The organism is Gemmatimonas aurantiaca, from assembly GCF_037190085.1.
GTDB lineage: Bacteria > Gemmatimonadota > Gemmatimonadetes > Gemmatimonadales > Gemmatimonadaceae > Gemmatimonas > Gemmatimonas aurantiaca_A.
On the sequence record NZ_JBBCJO010000016.1, the window covers coordinates 1 to 18,607 of the forward strand.

The 18,607-nt window shown below is 66.1% G+C and carries 20 protein-coding genes; 15 read left to right on the forward strand and 5 right to left on the reverse strand.

All coding sequences use genetic code 11. The features are described 5' to 3' along the window. Positions 1-239 precede the first annotated feature (239 nt). From WG208_RS18530 to WG208_RS18550, 5 genes are all read right to left on the reverse strand, one after another. The gene (locus WG208_RS18530; RefSeq protein ID WP_337172884.1) at positions 240-1,190 is read right to left on the reverse strand and encodes a BadF/BadG/BcrA/BcrD ATPase family protein; all 951 of its coding nucleotides are present in this window, start codon (positions 1,188-1,190) and stop codon (positions 240-242) included. Beyond that, a complete protein-coding gene (locus WG208_RS18535; protein ID WP_337172885.1) occupies positions 1,187-2,722 on the reverse strand; it encodes a sodium:solute symporter in 1,536 nt (511 codons plus the stop codon). The genes WG208_RS18530 and WG208_RS18535 overlap by 4 nt, the downstream gene beginning before the upstream one ends. 78 nt (positions 2,723-2,800) lie before the next feature. Further along, positions 2,801-4,765: a glucosamine-6-phosphate deaminase gene (gene nagB / locus WG208_RS18540; RefSeq protein WP_337172886.1), complete on the reverse strand. Its 1,965-nt coding sequence runs from the start codon at positions 4,763-4,765 to the stop codon at positions 2,801-2,803. 58 nt (positions 4,766-4,823) lie between these two features. Then, positions 4,824-5,180, reverse strand: a complete 357-nt coding sequence (erpA, locus tag WG208_RS18545) for an iron-sulfur cluster insertion protein ErpA (RefSeq protein ID WP_337172887.1) — start codon at positions 5,178-5,180, stop codon at positions 4,824-4,826. Between the two features lie 230 nt (positions 5,181-5,410). Beyond that, on the reverse strand, positions 5,411-6,631 hold the full coding sequence (locus WG208_RS18550) for a serine hydrolase domain-containing protein (protein WP_337172888.1): 1,221 nt from the start codon (positions 6,629-6,631) through the stop codon (positions 5,411-5,413). A 147-nt stretch (positions 6,632-6,778) separates the two neighbouring features. On the opposite strand from WG208_RS18550, the gene WG208_RS18555 reads away from it, so the two are divergent. The 15 genes from WG208_RS18555 to WG208_RS18625 all read left to right on the forward strand — a co-directional run bounded on the left by WG208_RS18555 (position 6,779) and on the right by WG208_RS18625 (position 18,594). Next, on the forward strand, positions 6,779-8,131 hold the full coding sequence (locus tag WG208_RS18555; RefSeq protein ID WP_337172889.1) for a DUF1343 domain-containing protein: 1,353 nt from the start codon (positions 6,779-6,781) through the stop codon (positions 8,129-8,131). Between the two features lie 87 nt (positions 8,132-8,218). Continuing rightward, positions 8,219-8,860, forward strand: coding sequence for a CDP-alcohol phosphatidyltransferase family protein (locus WG208_RS18560; protein ID WP_337172890.1), 642 nt, complete (start codon positions 8,219-8,221; stop codon positions 8,858-8,860). Positions 8,861-8,865: 5 nt separating this feature from the next. Next, a complete protein-coding gene (locus WG208_RS18565) occupies positions 8,866-10,197 on the forward strand; it encodes an inositol-3-phosphate synthase (protein WP_337172891.1) in 1,332 nt (443 codons plus the stop codon). Then, positions 10,194-10,730: a hypothetical protein gene (locus WG208_RS18570; protein ID WP_337172892.1), complete on the forward strand. Its 537-nt coding sequence runs from the start codon at positions 10,194-10,196 to the stop codon at positions 10,728-10,730. The genes WG208_RS18565 and WG208_RS18570 overlap by 4 nt, the downstream gene beginning before the upstream one ends. A 13-nt stretch (positions 10,731-10,743) precedes the next feature. Next, positions 10,744-11,037 carry a hypothetical protein gene (locus WG208_RS18575; RefSeq protein ID WP_337172893.1) on the forward strand — a complete coding sequence of 98 codons (294 nt, stop codon included), beginning with the start codon at positions 10,744-10,746 and terminating at the stop codon, positions 11,035-11,037. A gap of 104 nt (positions 11,038-11,141) precedes the next feature. After that, positions 11,142-11,399: a hypothetical protein gene (locus WG208_RS18580; RefSeq protein ID WP_337172894.1), complete on the forward strand. Its 258-nt coding sequence runs from the start codon at positions 11,142-11,144 to the stop codon at positions 11,397-11,399. Positions 11,400-11,403: 4 nt separating this feature from the next. Then, on the forward strand, positions 11,404-12,741 hold the full coding sequence (locus tag WG208_RS18585; protein ID WP_337172895.1) for a dihydrolipoamide acetyltransferase family protein: 1,338 nt from the start codon (positions 11,404-11,406) through the stop codon (positions 12,739-12,741). Positions 12,742-12,797: 56 nt separating this feature from the next. After that, positions 12,798-13,043, forward strand: a complete 246-nt coding sequence (locus tag WG208_RS18590) for a hypothetical protein (protein ID WP_337172896.1) — start codon at positions 12,798-12,800, stop codon at positions 13,041-13,043. Between the two features lie 2 nt (positions 13,044-13,045). Further along, a complete protein-coding gene (locus tag WG208_RS18595) occupies positions 13,046-13,312 on the forward strand; it encodes a hypothetical protein (protein WP_337172897.1) in 267 nt (88 codons plus the stop codon). Positions 13,313-13,350: 38 nt separating this feature from the next. Next, complete coding sequence (locus tag WG208_RS18600; RefSeq protein WP_337172898.1) at positions 13,351-14,253, forward strand: PHP domain-containing protein; 903 nt, start codon at positions 13,351-13,353, stop codon at positions 14,251-14,253. A 49-nt stretch (positions 14,254-14,302) separates the two neighbouring features. Beyond that, complete coding sequence (locus WG208_RS18605; protein WP_337172899.1) at positions 14,303-15,034, forward strand: SDR family oxidoreductase; 732 nt, start codon at positions 14,303-14,305, stop codon at positions 15,032-15,034. 15 nt (positions 15,035-15,049) lie between these two features. Beyond that, entirely contained in the window at positions 15,050-15,934 is an 885-nt protein-coding gene (locus tag WG208_RS18610) for a hypothetical protein (protein ID WP_337172900.1), read from the forward strand. Between the two features lie 110 nt (positions 15,935-16,044). Then, complete coding sequence (gene trxB, locus WG208_RS18615) at positions 16,045-17,070, forward strand: thioredoxin-disulfide reductase (protein ID WP_337172901.1); 1,026 nt, start codon at positions 16,045-16,047, stop codon at positions 17,068-17,070. Continuing rightward, positions 17,067-17,738, forward strand: coding sequence for an MBL fold metallo-hydrolase (locus WG208_RS18620; RefSeq protein ID WP_337172902.1), 672 nt, complete (start codon positions 17,067-17,069; stop codon positions 17,736-17,738). The genes trxB and WG208_RS18620 overlap by 4 nt, the downstream gene beginning before the upstream one ends. Positions 17,739-17,784: 46 nt before the next feature. Next, a complete protein-coding gene (locus tag WG208_RS18625; protein ID WP_337172903.1) occupies positions 17,785-18,594 on the forward strand; it encodes a hypothetical protein in 810 nt (269 codons plus the stop codon). The last annotated feature ends 13 nt before the right edge of the window (positions 18,595-18,607 follow it).

Here is an 18,607-nt window from a genome sequence, read left to right on the forward strand (position 1 = left end):
GGAGCTGGAACCACGGGAGCTGGAACCACGGGAGCTGGAACCACGGGAGCTGGAACCACGGGAGCTGGAACCACGGGAGCTGGAACCACGGGAGCTGGAACCACGGGAGCTGGAACCACGGGAGCTGGAACCACGGTGAGACGGGTACCGTGTGGTTCCCCGTTGGTCCAGCTCCCGTTTCTCCAGCTCCCGTTTCTCCAGCTCCCGTCGTTCCAGCTCCCGCTGTCACACCGCAGTACCTAAGCCTCCACCCCCAACAGCCTCCTTGCCCGTCTGACCGCGCCTCGCGCCGCGTCCACGTCCTCGGCGCGGATCATCGCGCCCGGAACGGCGCTCTTGAGGCGCTGCTCCAGACGCTTGCGCACGAGGGAGCCGCGGGAAAGCAGTCCGCCGGCGAAGGCCACCGGGATGGCCGCGCGTTCGTCCTGGAAACACCGGCGGGCGAGCGTGCGGACGTGCAGGGCCAGCTCTTCCACACAGAAACTGATCAGCGCATTGGCCCGCAGATCGCCGGCCGCGGCCACCTGTGCGACCACGGGCGCCAGCTTGGCGAACGTGCCCGGTGTGGCCGATGCGGCCCAGGGGATCAGATCATCGAGCGCCTCGAGCTCGAGCGCCGTCAGTACGGCGCCGGTGAGCGCCGTGTCCGGCTCGCGGCCGTCCTGCGAGGCCGACACCACGCCCAGGGCGCGCTTCCCCAGCCACGCCGCGCTGCCCTCGTCGCCCACGTAGGGACCCCAGCCGCCGCAGCGCTCCAGGCGGCCATCGGGGGCGCGCGAGAACGCCACCGAGCCCGTGCCCGCGATGAGGAGCACACCGGCCGAGTCGCCGAACGCATCGTCCATCGCGATCGTGGCATCGGCCTGCACCGACACATCGTCGGCCACGCGGCGTTGCGCCAACGCGGCCCAGAGCGCCTGGGCCGCACGTTCCTGGCCCGCACCCGCCACCCCCACCACACACACCGCCGGGCGGGTGTCGGGCCGCTCCGCCTTCGCCAGTGCCTCGGCGATCAGCGACTTGATGATGTCCGCGGCCACCGACTCCTGCACCGTCTGCAGGGCGCTTGCTGGCCCCTCCACGCGCGCGAGCACGGCGCCCGTGGCATCACACAGCAGCGCGCGCGTATGACTGCCACCGCCATCGACACCCACCACCAGCGGGGTCGGGTCCAGTGGACCAGCACTCATGAACGAATCCCCTGTGAAGCACGGTCGCCTGTCGTCGGCGCCGCATGGGTGAAGGACAAAAGCATCCCGGCAAGGAACGTGAGCGACGTGCCGATCAGCACGTACCACGGCCACGCGATCGACGCCACGCCACCGAGCGTCGGCTCCAAGCCCGGGAACGCCGCGATGAGCTGTTTCGCGAACACGATGAACGCCATGGCAAAGATACCCACGCTCATGCCGAAGATCGCATCACGCTGGTTGGCGCGTGCCCAGAACAGACCGAGGAAGAACCCCCCGAGCAGACCGCCCTGCGTGAATGACGCGATGGACAGCGCGATCACCACCACCGGCGTGCCCTGTTCCTTGAACAGCAGGGCGCCGAAGGTGAGCACCAGCCCCCAGCCCAGCGCGAACATCTTGCCCACCTTGAGCGTGCGCGGATCGTCCGGCGCGCGTCCCGTCAGCGGCAGATAGATGTCGTGGGTGGACGAGGCCGCGAGGGCGTTGATCGCTCCCGAATGGGTGCTCATCGTCGCCGCCACGATGGCCGCCACGATCAACCCGATCAGACCGTGGGGCATCTGCTCGATGATGTACGTGGGGAAGATCGCATCGGCCGATGCAAACGGACGTCCGTCGTACAACACCCAGAGTCCGAGCCCCACGAACAGGAACAACGCCATCTGCGCGAACACCGCGAACCCGCTGCCGATGATCGCCACCTGTGCGTCGCGCAGTGAACGGCTCGACAGGAGACGCTGCACGATGAGCTGGTCGGCGCCGTGGGACGCCATCGCCAGGAAGCCGCCACCGATGAGACCCGCGAACATCGTGTGTGGACGATCGAAACCCGTGTACCAGTCGATCACCTGCAGCTTGCCCGCGTCGCCCGCCCGCGCGACGATGGTGCTCCAGCCGCCGTCCACCGCCTGGCCGATCAGCACGATGGCCGACAGACCGCCCAGCAGGTAGATGCTCGCTTGCAGCAGCTCGGTCCACACCACCGCCTTCATGCCGCCGCGATACGTGTAGATCACCGTGAGCAGTCCCAGCACGAGAATGGCCGTGGGCATCGCATACTGCTTGGGCAGAGCCGGCCCGATGATCAGCGCCACCGGAATCGCCGTCGCGAACACGCGCACCGCATCGGCCATCGCCCGCGTGACCATGAAGACGATGCTGGTGAAACGGCGGGCGCCGAGTCCGAACCGCGTTTCCAGCAACGCGTAGGCCGTCACCAGGTTGCCTTCGAAGTATCGCGGCAGCAGCGTGCGGGCCACCACGATGCGGCCGAGGATGTAACCGGCCACCACCTCGAGAAATCCGAGATTGCCGATGTAGGCCAGTCCGGGAATGCTGATGAACGTCAGCGCCGATGTTTCGCTGGCCACGATCGAGAACAGCACGGCCCACCACGGGATCGCGCGTTCCGCCACGAAGTAGTCCGTTGCCGAACGCTGTTCTCGGCCGATCCAGAGACCCAGTGCGGTCGTGCCGCTCAGATACACCAGCAGCACGAACAGATCGAGAAGATCGAAGCGCCCCGTCATGCTCCGCGCACCCGCGTCACGGCGGTGCGGCCACGACGGCAATTCCGATCACGATCACGAATGCCGGTACGAATGCGATCACACGATGACATACGCCTCCATCGCGAAGTATTCCGCGAGTCCGAGTTCGTCGAGAATGGTGGCCGTGCCTTTGTTGCGCTGCTCCACGCGCTGCCAGAACTCACGTTCATCCTGACCGGGGAAGGGCGCCGAATCCTTCTGCGACTGATGCTTGAAGATGGCCTGGATCTTGAGCGTCAGCTCTTCCTGCGACAGCGGGACCAGCACCGTGGCTTCGGTGATCGGCCACTCCTGCCAGGCGCCACGGTACAGCCACACTTCCGGACGCGATGCCGCCGCGCTGCCCTCGTACACTTCCTCCAGCGCACGGTCGATGGCTTCCTTGCACATGCGATGCGTGCCGTGCGGATCGGACAGGTCGCCGGCCACGAACACGAGATCGGGCTGCAATTCGCGCAGCAGATCGGCCACGATGGCCACGTCGGCCGGACCGATCGGATCCTTGCGCACCTTGCCCGTCTGATAGAAGGGCAGGTTGAGGAAGCGCGCGTTGGCTTTGCTCAACCCCATCACTTCGATGCCGCTCACCGCCTCGGATTCACGGATGATGCGCTTGATGTCCTGCACTTCGGGGATGTCCATTTCACCCGGCTGCTTGCGCGAGAGGAACCCGTGCACGGTCTCCGCCAGTGGACGCACTCCTTCCCCCGCCGCGTGCAGGCCCTCGTCGCCGATGCGCTCGAGGAAGTCCATGTAGCGGCGCACATCGTGATCGAACACGGCGATGTTGCCGCTCGTCATGTAGGCCACCGTCATGTCGTTGCCGTTCTCCACGAACTTGCGGAGAATGCCACCCATCGAGATGACGTCGTCGTCGGGGTGCGGCGAGAAACAGATCGCCTTGAGGCCACGCGGCAGTTTGCTCTTGCCGCGGATCTTGGCGCCGAGGATGTTGAACACCAACCCGTTCACCGCGCCCGGTGAACCATGCAGCGCCACCAGCGAGGCCAGATTGTTCTCGGTGTAGTCGTGCTGCGCGAGCTTGAGGATCGCCTTGCGCGAACGCGCCGCGAGCCAGGTGACCGCGCGCACGGCCAGGGCTTCGTCCCATACCACTTCGTCCACGAGCCACGGGGTGGCCACGCGTGTGAGATCGGCCGACGCGGCCTCGTCCACGTAGAACGTGGTGTTGCCATGCCGCTGGAGGAACGTGGCGGCCACGGCGCGATCGATCTCGCCTTCCACCGCACGCTTCACCACGCGGGCCTTGTGTTCGCCGGTGGCGAGGATCGCGATCTCACGCGCCGCCAGAATCGTGGCGATACCCATGGTGATCGCTTCGCGCGGCACATTGTCTTCGCCGAAGAAATCGGCTGCCGCATCGCGGCGCGTGATGGAATCGAGATGCACCAGACGCGTGCGGCTCGTTTCACCGGAGCCCGGCTCGTTGAAGCCGATGTGGCCCGTCTTGCCGATGCCGAGCAACTGGAAGTCGATACCGCCGGCCGCCGCGATCGCCGCCTCGTAGGCCGCGCAGGCCGCGTCCACCTCACCTCGCGGCAGGGCGCCGTCGGGAATGTGCACATTCGCCGGATCGATGTTCACATGCGAGAACAGATTCTCCCACATGAAGCGATGATACGAATGAATGCTGTCCGCGCGCATGGGATAGTACTCGTCCAGATTGAACGAGATCATGTGCGCGAAACTCAGCCCCTCTTCGCGATGCAGGCGGATGAGTTCCCGGTAGACGCCGATCGGCGTCGAGCCGGTGGCAAGACCGAGAACGATCGGACGGCCCTCGGCCTCCCGTTCACGCATCAGCGATGCGATGCGACCCGCGACCAGTCGGGCCAGTTCCTGCGTCTCGACGATGACCGTCGGGATACGCTCGCGGGTCGTGCCGGTGACACCGGCATGAAGGAAGGGAGAGCCACTGACGCGCGCAGGCCCGCCACTCGTGGGGAGTGCGCGGGCCTGGGAGCCGTCAGAGGCCGCCGGTGTGCCGGAAGCCAGAGACATAGAGCGGTTCGGTGAAAGGGCGGGCGCCGACTGGAGCGCCAGCCGGACCCTCAGAGAATCACGCCGAGAACGAGCTGCCGCAACCGCAGCCGCCCGTGGTGTTGGGATTCTTGAAAGTAAAACCTGAACCCTGCATGGACGAGACGTAGTCGATCGTCGTACCACTGAGGTACTGCGCCGAGAACGGGTCCACGAAGATCTTGATGCCTTCGACTTCGACCGAGATGTCGTCATCGGCCTGCTGGTCCTCGATCACGAGGCCGTACTTGAAGCCGCTGCACCCACCGGGCATCACGGAGACACGAAGGCCGCCCTTCTCGGCGGTGACGCCTTCGGCTTCCATGAACTTCCGGACCTCACCCGCAGCGACGGGGGTGAGAACCACCATGACATCCGGCTGCTGCATCGTGCTCATCGTTGTCCTCCGAAACGGCCGGCGCACACCCGGCCAGATGGACCGCATGACTGGGGTCCGTCGCATCCGCGAGCGATCCCCGGCCATGTCATGTCTTGCTACTGAGAAAATAGTGAGTGTAACACTCCCCTTGCAAGAAACCCGGCACCCTGTCAACGGGTTCCCCCGTGGGTTCCGTTGAATCCCACCGGCTTCCGCGCCCGCCGTCCCTATACCCCGTAGCGGGGGGCTCAGCGTCCCGCGCCGTGCGCCGCGGTCATGGCGTCCATCACGGCGTCCGCGAGATCCTGACGCACCTTGCCGATCTTCGGGTTCTGTCGCGTCGGGTTCACCCGGTTGGTCAGCAGAATGACGAACAGGTTCTGCCCCGGGTCCATCCAGATCGAGGTCCCGGTGAAACCCGTATGGCCGAAGGCTGACGGAGACAGGCGCTTGCCGGCCGAGTTGGTGCCGTTGGGCGTTTCCCATCCGAGCGCACGATGCGACAGCGCCGGATTCTGCACCCGGGTGAACATGGCGACGGTGGCGGAGTCGAAGATGCGGACCTTGCCAAGCTTCCCGAATCCCAGGTACATGCGCGCGAACTTCGTGAGATCCCGCGCCGACGAGAAGAGACCCGCATGGCCGACCACGCCGCCCATGCGATAGGCGTTCTCGTCGTGCACTTCACCGCGCACCTTCCGGCCGCGCCAGGGATCCTGTTCCGTGGGCGCGATGCGTGGCAGCCAGGACGCCGGCGGCAGGTAGCGCGTGTCCTTCATCCCCAGTGGCCCGAAGATGTGGTGCTGATCGTACTGATCGAGCGCTTCGCCGCTCACACGCGCCACCAGGCGGCCCAGCAGGATGAAGCCGATATCCGAGTAGGTGTACCGCACCCCCGGCACGGTATCAGGCGAGGTGGCGAAGAGTTGCTGGAACGCCTCCTCGGCCGTGTTCGCCTCCTTGTAGAACAACCGGCCCGCCTGCAGCCCCGAATTGTGCGAGAGCAGATTGCGCACCGTGATGCGGGAGGCGCCCGGCGCCGTCCACTCGGGGAGATACCGCACCACCGGGGAGTCGAGCACCACGCGCCCGCTGCCCACCAGTTGCAGCATGGCGCTCGTGGTGCCGATGACCTTGGTGAGCGAGGCCATGTCCCATACGGTCGAATTGCTGGGGCGGGTGTCGTCCAGCTCGTCGAGACGCCCGGCGCCGTATTCGGCGATCACGCCCTCCCGCGTGCCCACGACCGCATAGGCTCCGGGAAACGCCCCGTCGGCCACGGCCCGGTCGATGACCGCGTGCATGCTGTCCGCCACGGCCCGCGACACCGCGGCGGGCACCGCCGCCACGGGGGAGATCGGCTTGCCTGCTCCGGTACCGGCGCGTGCGCATGCGCCGCCCCACACGGCTCCCGATACTGCGAGCAACACCGCCGCCCGCTTGAGAAAGCCCGGTCGCGGTGCGTTCATCAGGGTGGAGCGGGTATACCGAAGGAGGGGCCGGCGGATGGACCGGGAGCCCGAACGTTCGCCGGTGTGGGGATGCGGTCGGTTCATGTGTTGGCCAGGGTGGAGAAGGCGCGCGGGATGCGCCACGAACCTTCAGAGAGGATGCGCGTGAAGGCGATCAAGACGCTGCTGCTGTCGGCGATACTGACCGGGATGACGTTGGGGGCGGGAGGGTGCGCCGGGCGGGGGCCGCAGGACAACGAACCGTTCCCCGATGATGGCGCGGGAACGCCGGGGGCGATCCGCGGTCGCAACATCGATCGGCGGGTTCGTCCGGGGATCACCGTGCTGCTGGACGATAGCATCAAGCTCGTCGCCGGCAAGCGTGTCGCGCTCGTGACCAACCAGACGGGCATCGACGAGCAGGGGCGGCGCAGCATCGACCTGCTCTACACCGACAAGCGCGCCCAGCGGGCGGGGGTCCAACTCGTCAAACTCTTTGCGCCGGAGCATGGGGCCAGGGGCACCGAGGACCGTGAACACCTCGCCGATGACCGGGACGACCGGACCGGCCTGCCGATCTATTCGCTCTATCAGCAGACCACCGTCGGCCCGCCGGACAGCCTGCTGCAGGATGTCGATGTCCTCGTGGTCGACCTGCAGGATATCGGCACGCGCACATGGACCTACGTGGGCGTCATGCTGTACAGCATGCAGGCCGGTGAACGCCGCGGCATTCCGGTGGTCGTCCTCGATCGGCCCAATCCCCTCTCGGGAGCGATGGCGGAAGGTGCGCTGCTCGACTCCAGTCTGGCCAATGCGAACTACCCCACGCCCGGCGGCCGGACCAACGGGTTCGCGCTCTATCCGATGCCGCTCCGGCATGGCCTCACCATGGGCGAGATGGCGAAGCTGTTCCAGGCGCAGCTCAAGCTGGGAACACGACTCACCGTGGTGCCGGTGCGCAATCTCCACCGCGGCATGTGGTTCGACGATACGAAGCTGCCCTGGGTGCGGCCGTCACCGAACCTGCCCAACCTGACGTCGGCACTGCTCTATCCGGCACTGGTGCCGTTCGAGTCCAGCAACGTATCGGTGGGGCGGGGCACCAACGATCCTTTTCAGCGCTTCGGCGCGCCCTGGCTGCACGCCGACTCGGTGGCCCGGTTGCTCGACGACCTCTCGCTCACCGGGGTGCGTTTCAAGGCCGAACGGTTCACCCCCAACAATCCCGGAGACCGGAAGTACGAAGGGCGGAGCATCCCCGGCATCCGCATCGAAGTGACCGACCGGGAACGCGTACAGCCGGCCCGGGTGGGAGCGGCCGTGCTCTGGGCGCTGGGCCGGGTGCATCGTGATTCGCTGCAGATCGACGGGCCGGGATTCGATCTTCGCATGGGATCCGCCCGGGTGCGTGAGGCGTTGCTGGGTGGGGCCGATCCGGATGCGGTGCTGGATCGCGTCCTGCCAGCCGTGATCGCCTTCGAGAAAGACGCCAGACGCTTCTATCTCTACCGTTGACCTTCGGGGGCCTCTAGCTTTCCACGGCTGGATATGAGATCGACCCCGTTCGTCCCCGGGGTCGCCCCGTCAACGTCTTTCCCGTAGATGAAAGCACTCTGGAGCGCCATCGTTCGTGGCTACCTCGCCGTCATCGCCCCCGTGGCGGACTGGTTGGTGGCCAAGCGTGTGCGCCCGAACACCATCACGACCATCGGCACGATCTGCACCTGCATTGCCGGCGCGATCTTTGCCAAGGGACACATCAGCATCGGCGGGTGGTTTCTCGGATTGACCGCGCTGTTCGATGTGCTCGATGGGACGGTGGCCAGACGGACGGGACAGAGCTCGACCTTCGGGGCATTCTACGATTCCACGCTCGATCGGGTCGCCGACGGATTTCTGTTGGGCGGCCTGGTGGTGTTTTACGCGACCCATCCACAACATGCCGACCACGGCATGGTGATCGTGGCGGTGCTCGCGTTGATCGCCACCTTTCTCACATCGTACACCAATGCCCGGGCCGAAGGGCTCGGGTTCACCGCGCGGGTGGGCGTGTTGCAGCGCCCTGAGCGCATCACCCTGCTATCGGCCCCGCAGGCCTTTTTTGGCCTGGCGTTCGATGGCTGGGTTCTCGCCGGCATCGTGACGTTACTGATGGTGACTGCCTGGATCACCTTCTTTCAACGCATGATGTACGTGCATCGCATCACCACCGTGACGCCGACTTCTACTTCTCCCGGAGAATAAACGCAGTGTCCGACTCGACCCGCGGCACCCCCGCGACCATCGCTCCCGCGACGGGAAAGCTCGCCATCTTCACGCCGGGCCTCGGCGCCGTGGCGACGACGTTCATTGCCGGCGTCGAGCGCGTGCGCCGCGGCCTCTCAGCGCCCATCGGGTCGCTCACGCAGATGGCCACGGTGCGTCTCGGGAAGCGCACGGACAATCGCAGTCCGCTCATCAAGGACTTCGTGCCGCTCGCGTCGCTCGACGACATCGTGTTCGCCGCCTGGGATCCCATTCCGGATGACGCCTACACCGCGGCCGTGAAGGCCGGCGTGCTGGTGAAGGAAGACCTCGAACCGGTGGCCGAGTTCCTCAAGGGCATCAAGCCCATGCCGGCCGTGTTCGAGAACCGCTACGTCACGCGCATCACCGGCGCGACGAATGTGAAGACGGGCAAGACCAAGCGGGACCTCGCCGAGCAGCTCCGGGCCGATATCCGCAACTTCATGAAGGAGAGCGGCGCCGCGCGTGGGGCCATGGTGTGGACCGGGTCCACCGAGACGTACATCAAGCCCGGCCCGCAGCATCAGACGCTCGCCGCGTTCGAGAAGGCGATGGACGAGAACGACGACGCCATCGCGCCGTCGATGCTCTACGCCTATGCGGCCATCATGGAAGGCATCGCCTACTGCAACGGCGCGCCCAATCTCTCGGCCGACTTCCCGGCGCTGCTCGATCTCGCCATCGAACGCGGCGTGCCCATCTCGGGCAAGGATTTCAAGACCGGCCAGACGTGGATGAAGACCGTCATCGCGCCGGGCATGAAGGCCCGCATGCTCGGTCTCGAGGGGTGGTATTCCACCAACATCCTCGGCAACCGCGACGGCGAAGTGCTCGACGATCCCGCGTCGTTCAAGACCAAGGAAGAGTCCAAGCTCTCCGTGCTGCACACCATCCTGCAGCCCGAAGTCTACCCCGAGCTGTACAAGGACTTCTCGCACGTCGTGCGCATCAACTACTACCCGCCGCGCGGCGACAACAAGGAAGGCTGGGACAACATCGACATCAAGGGGTGGCTCGGCTACCCGATGCAGATCAAGGTCAACTTCCTCTGCCGCGACTCCATCCTGGCGGCGCCGCTCGTGCTCGACCTCGCCCTGTTCAGCGACTTCGCGCAGCGGGCCGGCATGAAGGGCATTCAGGAATGGTTAAGCTTCTATTACAAGTCGCCGCAGGTCGCTGCGGGACTGAACCCGGAGCATGACCTTTTCATCCAGCAGACGAAGTTGAAGAACACGCTCCGTCACCTCATGGGCGAGGAGCAGATCACCCACCTCGGGCTGGAATACTACCAATGATCCTCACGCGCGCGCGTCATCTCCGTCGCGCGGCTTTCGCCACCGCAGCCGGCCTCCTGTTGGCCGGTTGCGGACCGGTGGAACCGCGGCGTATCGAACTCCGGCTGAGCACGGAGGATTTTGTCATCCGGGTATCCCCCGAAACCCGACCGACGCGCGCGCTCGAGCCTATCTACTGGCGCGTCGTGGTGCACGATGCGAAGACCGGTCTGCCCATCCAGGGCGGGCAGGGACGCATCTTCGCCACGAATCAGGATCGCAAGACCGTTTCCAACGGACTCGAGGAGACCGAGGAACTGGGGACCTACCGCAGTCACCTGATGTACGTCACGGCCGGCATGTGGGCGATGGCGGTGCAGTTCCGCCGCGACTCCGCGCAGGTGTTGCAGAAGACGCAGGACTGGACCCAGGACATCCTCACCGCCGACGAACCCGGGGACTTCTCGACACCCCAGTCCACGCGTCTGCCGGCCACGCCGGCCGATTCGTCCGCCGCTGCGCCGAAGGATACGGCGAAGCGACCGCAACCCTGAGGACACACGCTGCATGCAGCATTTTCATCGGACCTCGCTGACGCCGGACGTGGTCCTGGCGACGGCTGACCGCTATTTCACCACGCTGGGACTCGCGCGCGGCACCGCCGATGCGCGCACCCGCACCTTTGCCGGTGCGCTTGGCACCATGGCACTGTCGGTGAAGATGGAAGGGGGGCACTACACCTTCGTGGAAGTGCACACCGATCAGGTGGGCGAGAGCCGCATGGACAAGAACGTGAAGAAGTTTTTCAACGTGCTCCATCGGACGGCCGACCCGCGTCATCTGATCGAAGCCGGATATTGAGCGCTGCGCCCCCCTGACGCGTAAAGCCGATATTGCCGATGAGTTCCGATCCGTCCCCGCTCCCTCCGACATCTCCGCCGTCCACACCACTCCCGGAAGACCGGGTGGGGCGCAACATCGGCGTGGGGTGCTTCACGTTTTTTATCGGCGGGGTGAGCGGGGCGATGTCGGGAGTGGGCATCGGCAAGCTCATGGGGTTTTTCAACCGATGCACACCGGCGGCGGGTCTGCCGGCGTGCGAGTGGTGGGTGTTCGCGGGCTATGGTGCGGCAATCGGCGCGGTCTCGTTGCCGGTTCTCGCCTTGTGGCGTTTGCGACGCGCGGATCGCGTCGCCGACGCAGCTTCTACAGATCGAGGATGAACGAGTGGCTCGTGTAGACGTGATCATGCCGCAGATGGGCGAGTCCATCGCGGAGGGGACGGTATCGCGCTGGCTCAAGAAGGTGGGCGACAGCGTGAAGCGTGATGAGCCGATCTTCGAGATCTCCACCGACAAAGTCGACGCCGAGATTCCGTCGCCGTCGGGCGGGATCCTGATGGAGATCCTCGTGGGAGAAGGGAAAACGGTGGCCGTGAATACCGTCGTTGCGGTGCTCGAGACCGACGCGGCGGCTGCGGCCGCGGCGCCGGCCCCCAGCGCGCCGGCTCCGGCGGATGCGGCTCCGGCCGCGCCAGCGGCGAGTGCGCCGGCTGTCTCGGCGTCGGTGGCGTCCCCGGCCCCCGTGGCCGCCAGGAGCTCCGCGCCGGCCGGTTCGTTCGAAGAGCGTATCCGTACCAAGTCGTCGCCGCTGGTGCGCAAGATCGCCGCCGAACAGGGCGTCGAACTCGCGGCCGTCACCGGCAGCGGCATCGCCGGCCGGGTCACGCGCAAGGATCTGGATGCGTACCTCTCGTCGCGTCCGGCCGCTGGTGCGACACCGGCGGTGTCGGGGGCGGTGTCCGGCGCGTCCCATGCGCCCGCCGATTCGCATGGCCCCGCGGCCACGCCATGGGCCGGGGATGTGGTCGAGCCCATGTCCAAGATCCGCAAGCTCACGTCCGACCACATGGCCATGGCGCGCCGCGTGGCCGCGCACGTGACCACCTTCTGGGAAGTCGATCTCACCCGCGTGGCGCGGGTGCGGGCGGCCGTCCGCAGGGACTTCGAAGCCCAGTCGGGACAGAAGCTCACCTACCTGCCGTTCATCCTCCAGGCGGTGTGCCAGCAGCTCAAGCGGCATCCGATGATCAACACCGCGGTCTCGGGCGAGAATCTGATCTATCGCAAGCAGATCAACCTCGGCATCGCCGTCGCCCTCGAGCCCACCGGTCTCATCGTGCCCGTGCTCAAGCACGCCGACGAACTCTCGCTCACCGGCCTCACCCGGGGCGTCAACGATCTGGCGGCGCGCGCGCGCGGCAAGAAGCTGAGCCCCACCGATGTGCAGGACGCGACGTTCACCATCAGCAATCCGGGCACGTTCGGTTCCCTCACGGGCACGCCGATCATTCCGGTAGGCACCACGGCCATCCTCTGCCTCGGCACCATCGAGAAGCGCCCGAAGGTGATCACCGGCGCCGATGGGGAAGACACCATCGCCATCCGCACCTGCGCGTACTTCTCGCTATCCTTCGATCACAAGGTGATCGACGGAGCGGACGCGGATCGGTTCATGGCCGATCTCAAGAAGGCCCTCGAATCGGTCACCGAAGCGGTGGTCTGAACCGGGGCGGTGTCCCCGGGTATCATCCGGGGTCTTCTTCCGCAGCAGGAGACAACATGCCACGCACGCTGTCCATGCAGGAACGCCGCGTCTCCGACGCGGAGCGTGCGGACTATCTCGCCGCGCTGTCGGCGCGCTCACGGAGCGCGTCGGCAGCGCAGGCGCATTTCTGGGTCTTTGAACACGCGAGTGAACGGGGCCGTTTCGTCGAATTCATCGAAGCCGCCGGTGCCGATACCGTGGCGCGGCTGCTCGGTGTCGACGGCACGCCCGAACACTGGCTCGAAGTACAAGGAGGTTGAACATGCCCACACGCCACATCCGCATCGATGGTCGTGACTGGCTGGTGTATCCGTCGGGGTTCCTCACGCAGTCGATGGCCGACGAATTCGGATTGCTGTTCGTGACCGGCAAGGGTGCCGACCGTGAGGTGCGCGTGACGCGCTATTCACCCCAGCGCACACGGGCGCGCGAGGAAGCGCTGGCGGAACTCGACGAAGCCGAGCTCACCACGCTGTTCCTCGAGTCGCAATCGGGCGCCCGCTCTCCCGAAGCCGGCTATCGTCCGTGATGGCGATGTCGGGGGCAGCGACATCCGGAATTTCCGGCGTGACGGCGGCATCCACGTCGGTGGTGACAGTGCAGCAGGAGCATCAGGCGCAGCATACGCCGGAGCATCCGGCATTCGTCGATCTGCAGGTGCATACCACGGCGTCCGACGGTGCACTGGCTCCCGCGGTGGTGGTGCAGGCCGCGCGGGATGCGGAATTGGCCGCCATCGCCATCACCGATCACGACACGGTCGATGGACTCGACGAGGCCACCGAGGCTGGTGCGGCGCTTGGTGTGCGCATCGTGCCCGGTGTCGAGCTGAGCACGCACTTCGAAGACGAAGAGCTGCATCTGCTCGGATTGCATATCGCCAATCGTGACGCTATCCGCAGTGCGTTGCAGGAGTTGCAGGCACAGCGGGTCGTGCGCGCCGAACGCATCGTGGAAATGCTGAACGCCCACGGTATGCCCATCACCATGGAGGCCGTGCTGCGCGAAGCGGGCGAGGGTGCCGTGGGCCGTCCGCATGTCGCGCGGGCGATGCTGGCCGGTGGATGGGTGAAGGAGTTCCGCGAAGCGTTCGACAAGTGGATCGGGTTCGGGCGGCCGGCCTACATGGCCAAAGATCGTTTCGATGTGAGCGACGCGATCGCCCTCGTGCATCGGGCCGGTGGTATCGCGGTGTGGGCACACCCCGGGGAACTCGCCACCCTGGCGCGTATTCGTCGGTTGATGGACGTGGGACTCGATGGAGTGGAGGTGCTGCATCCGAGCCATCCGCCCTATCTCGCCCAGCGTCTGTTCGATCATGTCCGGCAACTGGATCTGCTGCCCAGCGGCGGGTCCGACTGGCATGGCACCACCGACGGTCCCCGCAAACTCGGCGGACAACTCGTCCCGCACGCCTGGCTCGCCAGGCAGGATGCGCGGGTGAGTGCGAAGCTGGCATCGGTGGGCTGACGACGCATGCTCCGGAGATGAACGGAGAGGAGCGGGAGATGACGGGTCCATGACCAGCGCCCGCGTCGCACTGGTGACCGGCGGAGCCCGGCGGGTCGGGGCCGCCATCGCGCGCAGCTTCGCCCAGCGCGGCTACGATCTCGTGATTCATCACGGGCAGTCGCCACGTGAGGCGGAGCTGCTGGCCGCGGATCTCCGGCAGCAACATCACGTGCGGGTGGCGGTGGTGCAGGAAGACCTGCGCGACGTGCAGGCGCCGGCGCGCGTGATCGACACGGCCATGCGGCAGATGGGCGCACTCGATGTGGTGGTGAGTTCGGCGTCGGTGATGGAGTTCGTGGCCTTCGATGCCGTGTCGCCCGAGCAGTGGGAGCAGACCGAAGCGGTCAATCTCCGGGCGCCGTTTTTTCTCATGCAGGCGGCGGCGCGTGTGCTGCGCGACGGTGGGGTGATCGTTCAGATGTCCGATCATCTCGCGTTCGAGACGGTCTTCCCCGATCTCATTCCGCATCAGGTGACCAAGTCCGCTGTGACGACGCTGGTGCGCACGATGGCCTCGGCGCTGGCGCCGCGTCTGCGTGTGAACGCCGTGGCGCCCGGGCTCGTGCTCGCGCCCGAGCGCATGAGCGAGGCCGCGTTGCAGCACTTTCTGCGCGACGTGCCGCTCGCCCGGAGCGGATCGCCGGACGATGTCGTGCAGGCCATTCACTATCTCGTCGACGCACCGTACGTGACCGGCGAAGTGCTGCACGTCGACGGCGGTCGTCACCTGCGCCGCTGACGCGGCGTCGACGTCATGACCACACCCGGCACGGCACGCACCGCACCGCTCACCTTCGGGCGCGTGGTCGTCATCGGCGGCGGATGTTACGGCAGCTGGTACACCCAGCAGTTGATGCGCGCGCAACAACGCGGCGCACTCGATGTGCAGGACGTCGTGGTGGTGGACCGCGACGCGTCGTGTCGGGTGGCCACGCTGGTGGCCGAGGGCGCCTACGGGGCGCTGCCCGTGCGACTCGCGATCACGACATGGGATGGCTATCTGGATGAGTGGCTGGCGATGGGACCCGATGCACTGCGACACGACGCCATGGTGCCATCGCCACTCATGCCCCATGTCTGCCTCGACTGGCTGATGCGTCGGGCCCGCGCACGCTGGCCGGAACGGGACATGCAGGTGGTGCCGCTCGATGTCGATCCGGCCACGCCATGGCAGCGTGCCGCACCCGATGGTCGGCATTACGTCAGTTACGCCACGTGGATCTGCCCGACCAACTGCATCGAGCCCGCCCGTTGCCCCGCCATCAAGGCTCCGCGCGACTGGAGTATGCCGGTGACCATCTCGCGCATTCCCACGCAGGAACACCAGGAACACCAGGAACACGCGGAGCGTGAGGCATATCCGGATCATTCGACGGGGTGGGAATCCCGATCGGGATCGCGATCAGGATTCCTATCAGGATCCCTGTCAGGATCGGTCGCGAAATCCCAGCCGACGCTGCGTGGCACGGTTATTTTTCAGTGTGTGCATCGGACGTACGGCGTGGGCATGATCGACGCCGCGACGATCGCCGAGGCGGATGTGCGACTGCGGGCCTGGGGAAATGAAGGTCCGTGTCGTGTACTCGTCGGCACCATGTCGCACTGTCATGGAGCACTCGGCGTTCTCGCACTCGCCTGATCGATTGCGCACGTCGGTACCACGTACGGCTTCACGCATTGCTTCCCGTATTGCCTCACGCACGGCTTCACGCACTCCGCTTCATGTCACCGTCCCACGCATCCGCTGCCATGTCCGATACGCGCCCCGAGAACATCGTCATCATCGGCTCCGGTCCGGCAGCCTGGACGGCCGCCATCTACGCCGCCCGCGCCAATCTCAATCCGCTCGTGTTCGAAGGAGAGCCGGTGGGCACCGAACTGCCGGGCGGTCAGCTCATGCTCACCACGGATATCGAGAACTTTCCGGGGTTTCCGGAAGCGGTGAGTGGTCCCGAGCTCATGGAGCGCATCAAGGCGCAGGCCGTGCATCACGGTACGCGCATCGTGTCGGAGCTCGTGAAGTCGGTGGATTTTTCGCAGCGACCGTTCCGCATCGCGCCCAACTACTCGTCGCCGGTGACGGCGCATACGGTGATCGTCGCGACCGGTGCGGCCGCGAAGTGGATCGGCCTCGACAGTGAATTGCGGCTCGCGCAGGCGGGCGGTGGCGTGTCGGCCTGTGCCGTGTGCGATGGGGCCATGCCATTCTATCGACAGAAGCGACTGGCCGTCGTGGGCGGTGGCGACACGGCCATGGAAGAAGCCATGTATCTCACGAAGTTCGCGAGTGAAGTGGTGATCGTGCATCGTCGCGACAGTTTCCGCGCGTCCAAGGTCATGGCCAACCGGGTGCTTTCGCATCCCAAGGTGCGGGTCCTCTGGAACAGCCGGGTCACCGACGTGGTGGGCAGTGACTTCATCACCGGCATCACCCTCGAAGACACGGTCACGGGCGCCACGAGTGAACTCGACGTGGGCGGACTGTTCGTGGCCATCGGTCACACCCCCAACACACGTTTCCTCGACGGGCAGCTCGATACCACCGAGCATGGGTACATCAAAGTCGCGCCCTGGCGGACCGCCACGTCGGTGGAGGGGGTATTTGCTGCTGGCGACGTGATCGACGACTACTACCGGCAGGCCATCACCTCGGCGGGGACGGGGTGCATGGCGGCGCTGGAAGCCGAACGCTGGCTTGCGCACCATGGCATCGGGGAATCGCCGGTGCAGGAGACTGGGGAATCCACCCTCAGTGTCGCGGCGGAAACGGCGTGAGCAACGGAGGGACGCTGCGCATCCAGCAGTTGACCGTGGGGCCACTCGAAGAGAACTGCTGGCTGCTGGCGGATCCGGAGAGCGGCAAGGCCATCCTGGTCGACCCCGGTGACGAGGCCGATCGCCTGCTGGCGGCCGTCGATGCGTCGGGGTGTACACTCGAAGCGATCTGGCTCACGCATGCGCATTTCGATCATGTAGGGGCCATCGCGTCCATCGTGCGGGCGCGGGCGGTGCCGGTGTGGTTGCATCCGCTCGACCTCCCGCTGTACGGCGCGGCGGCTTCGAGTGCCGCACGTTGGGGACTGCAGGTGGAAACGCCCACCGGTCCTACGGAGGAGCTTGTCGATGGCGCCACGGTCACGCTTGGACGGTTCACGTTCGATGTCTGGCATGTGCCCGGCCATGCGCCGGGACATGTGGCATTCATCGGCCACGGCCTCTGCGTTTCGGGGGACCTCCTCTTTGCCGGATCCATCGGTCGCACCGATCTGCCGCTGTGCGATCCGCGGGCCATGCAGGATTCACTGATGCGCATCACCACGCTCGATGACGGAACTCGGGTCTTGCCGGGTCATGGTGTTACCACCACGATCGGACAGGAACGTCTGTCCAATCCTTTCCTGCGCGGAGTGGCCAGGCCCATCGGGGCCCAGTCACGGCGCTGAACGAAACGTGCGGGGGGACTCGTCCCCTCTCCCAGCCGGACCTGCCATGAGTTCGTCGATCTTCCGGAACCCTGCTGCCGTCTTCGCCGCCGCGCTCGGTGCGTCGCTGCTCGGCGCCTGTGGTTCGGTCACCGATTCCAACGCGACGCCCAATCGATTCGGCGCCATTGCCATCTCGGCCCGCAACGCCGGCGCGACCCATGGCGCCGCCTCGGCCACCATGATCGTGTTTGACGCGTTGTCGGTGTCGGTTCCCAACAGCGCGCTGCAACAATCCGATCAGTGCGTGTATGCCAGTGTCGATACCTCCACCACACCCGCACGGGGGCAGTTCCGGGCCGGGGAGTCGATCGGGATGACCGTGGGCAGCACCAACCTCACGCTGCCCTACTCCACGTCACTGCTGCGGTACGCCACACCCGATGGATCGCCGTTCACCTATACGCTGGGCGATGTCGTGCAGGTGACCGTGCCGGGGGAAACCAATGGATTCCCCGCATCCGACATCGGCGTGAAGCTCGCCGAACCCATCATCCCCGAGCCGGTGCCGACGCCGGTGGCCGGTCAGCCGCTCACCATCCGCTGGAACGGCACCAGCGATCCCAGCGCCGCCGTCATTCTCTCCCTGCGCTACGGCACTCCGACGTCGACCTGGGCCAGCGAACAGATCTACTGCGCCGTCGCCGATGACGGTGTGCACGACATCCCCAGTAGCGGCATGAGCGCCTTGCTGGCCAGTCCCGCCAGTCTGCGGTCGCTGACCATCACGCGCTGGCGTACCAACGAAAAAGTGCTGAACGACAAGACCTTGCTGCACATCGTTTCCACCATCGACACCACGGTGTCCGTGCCCTGACCGCAGGGCGGCC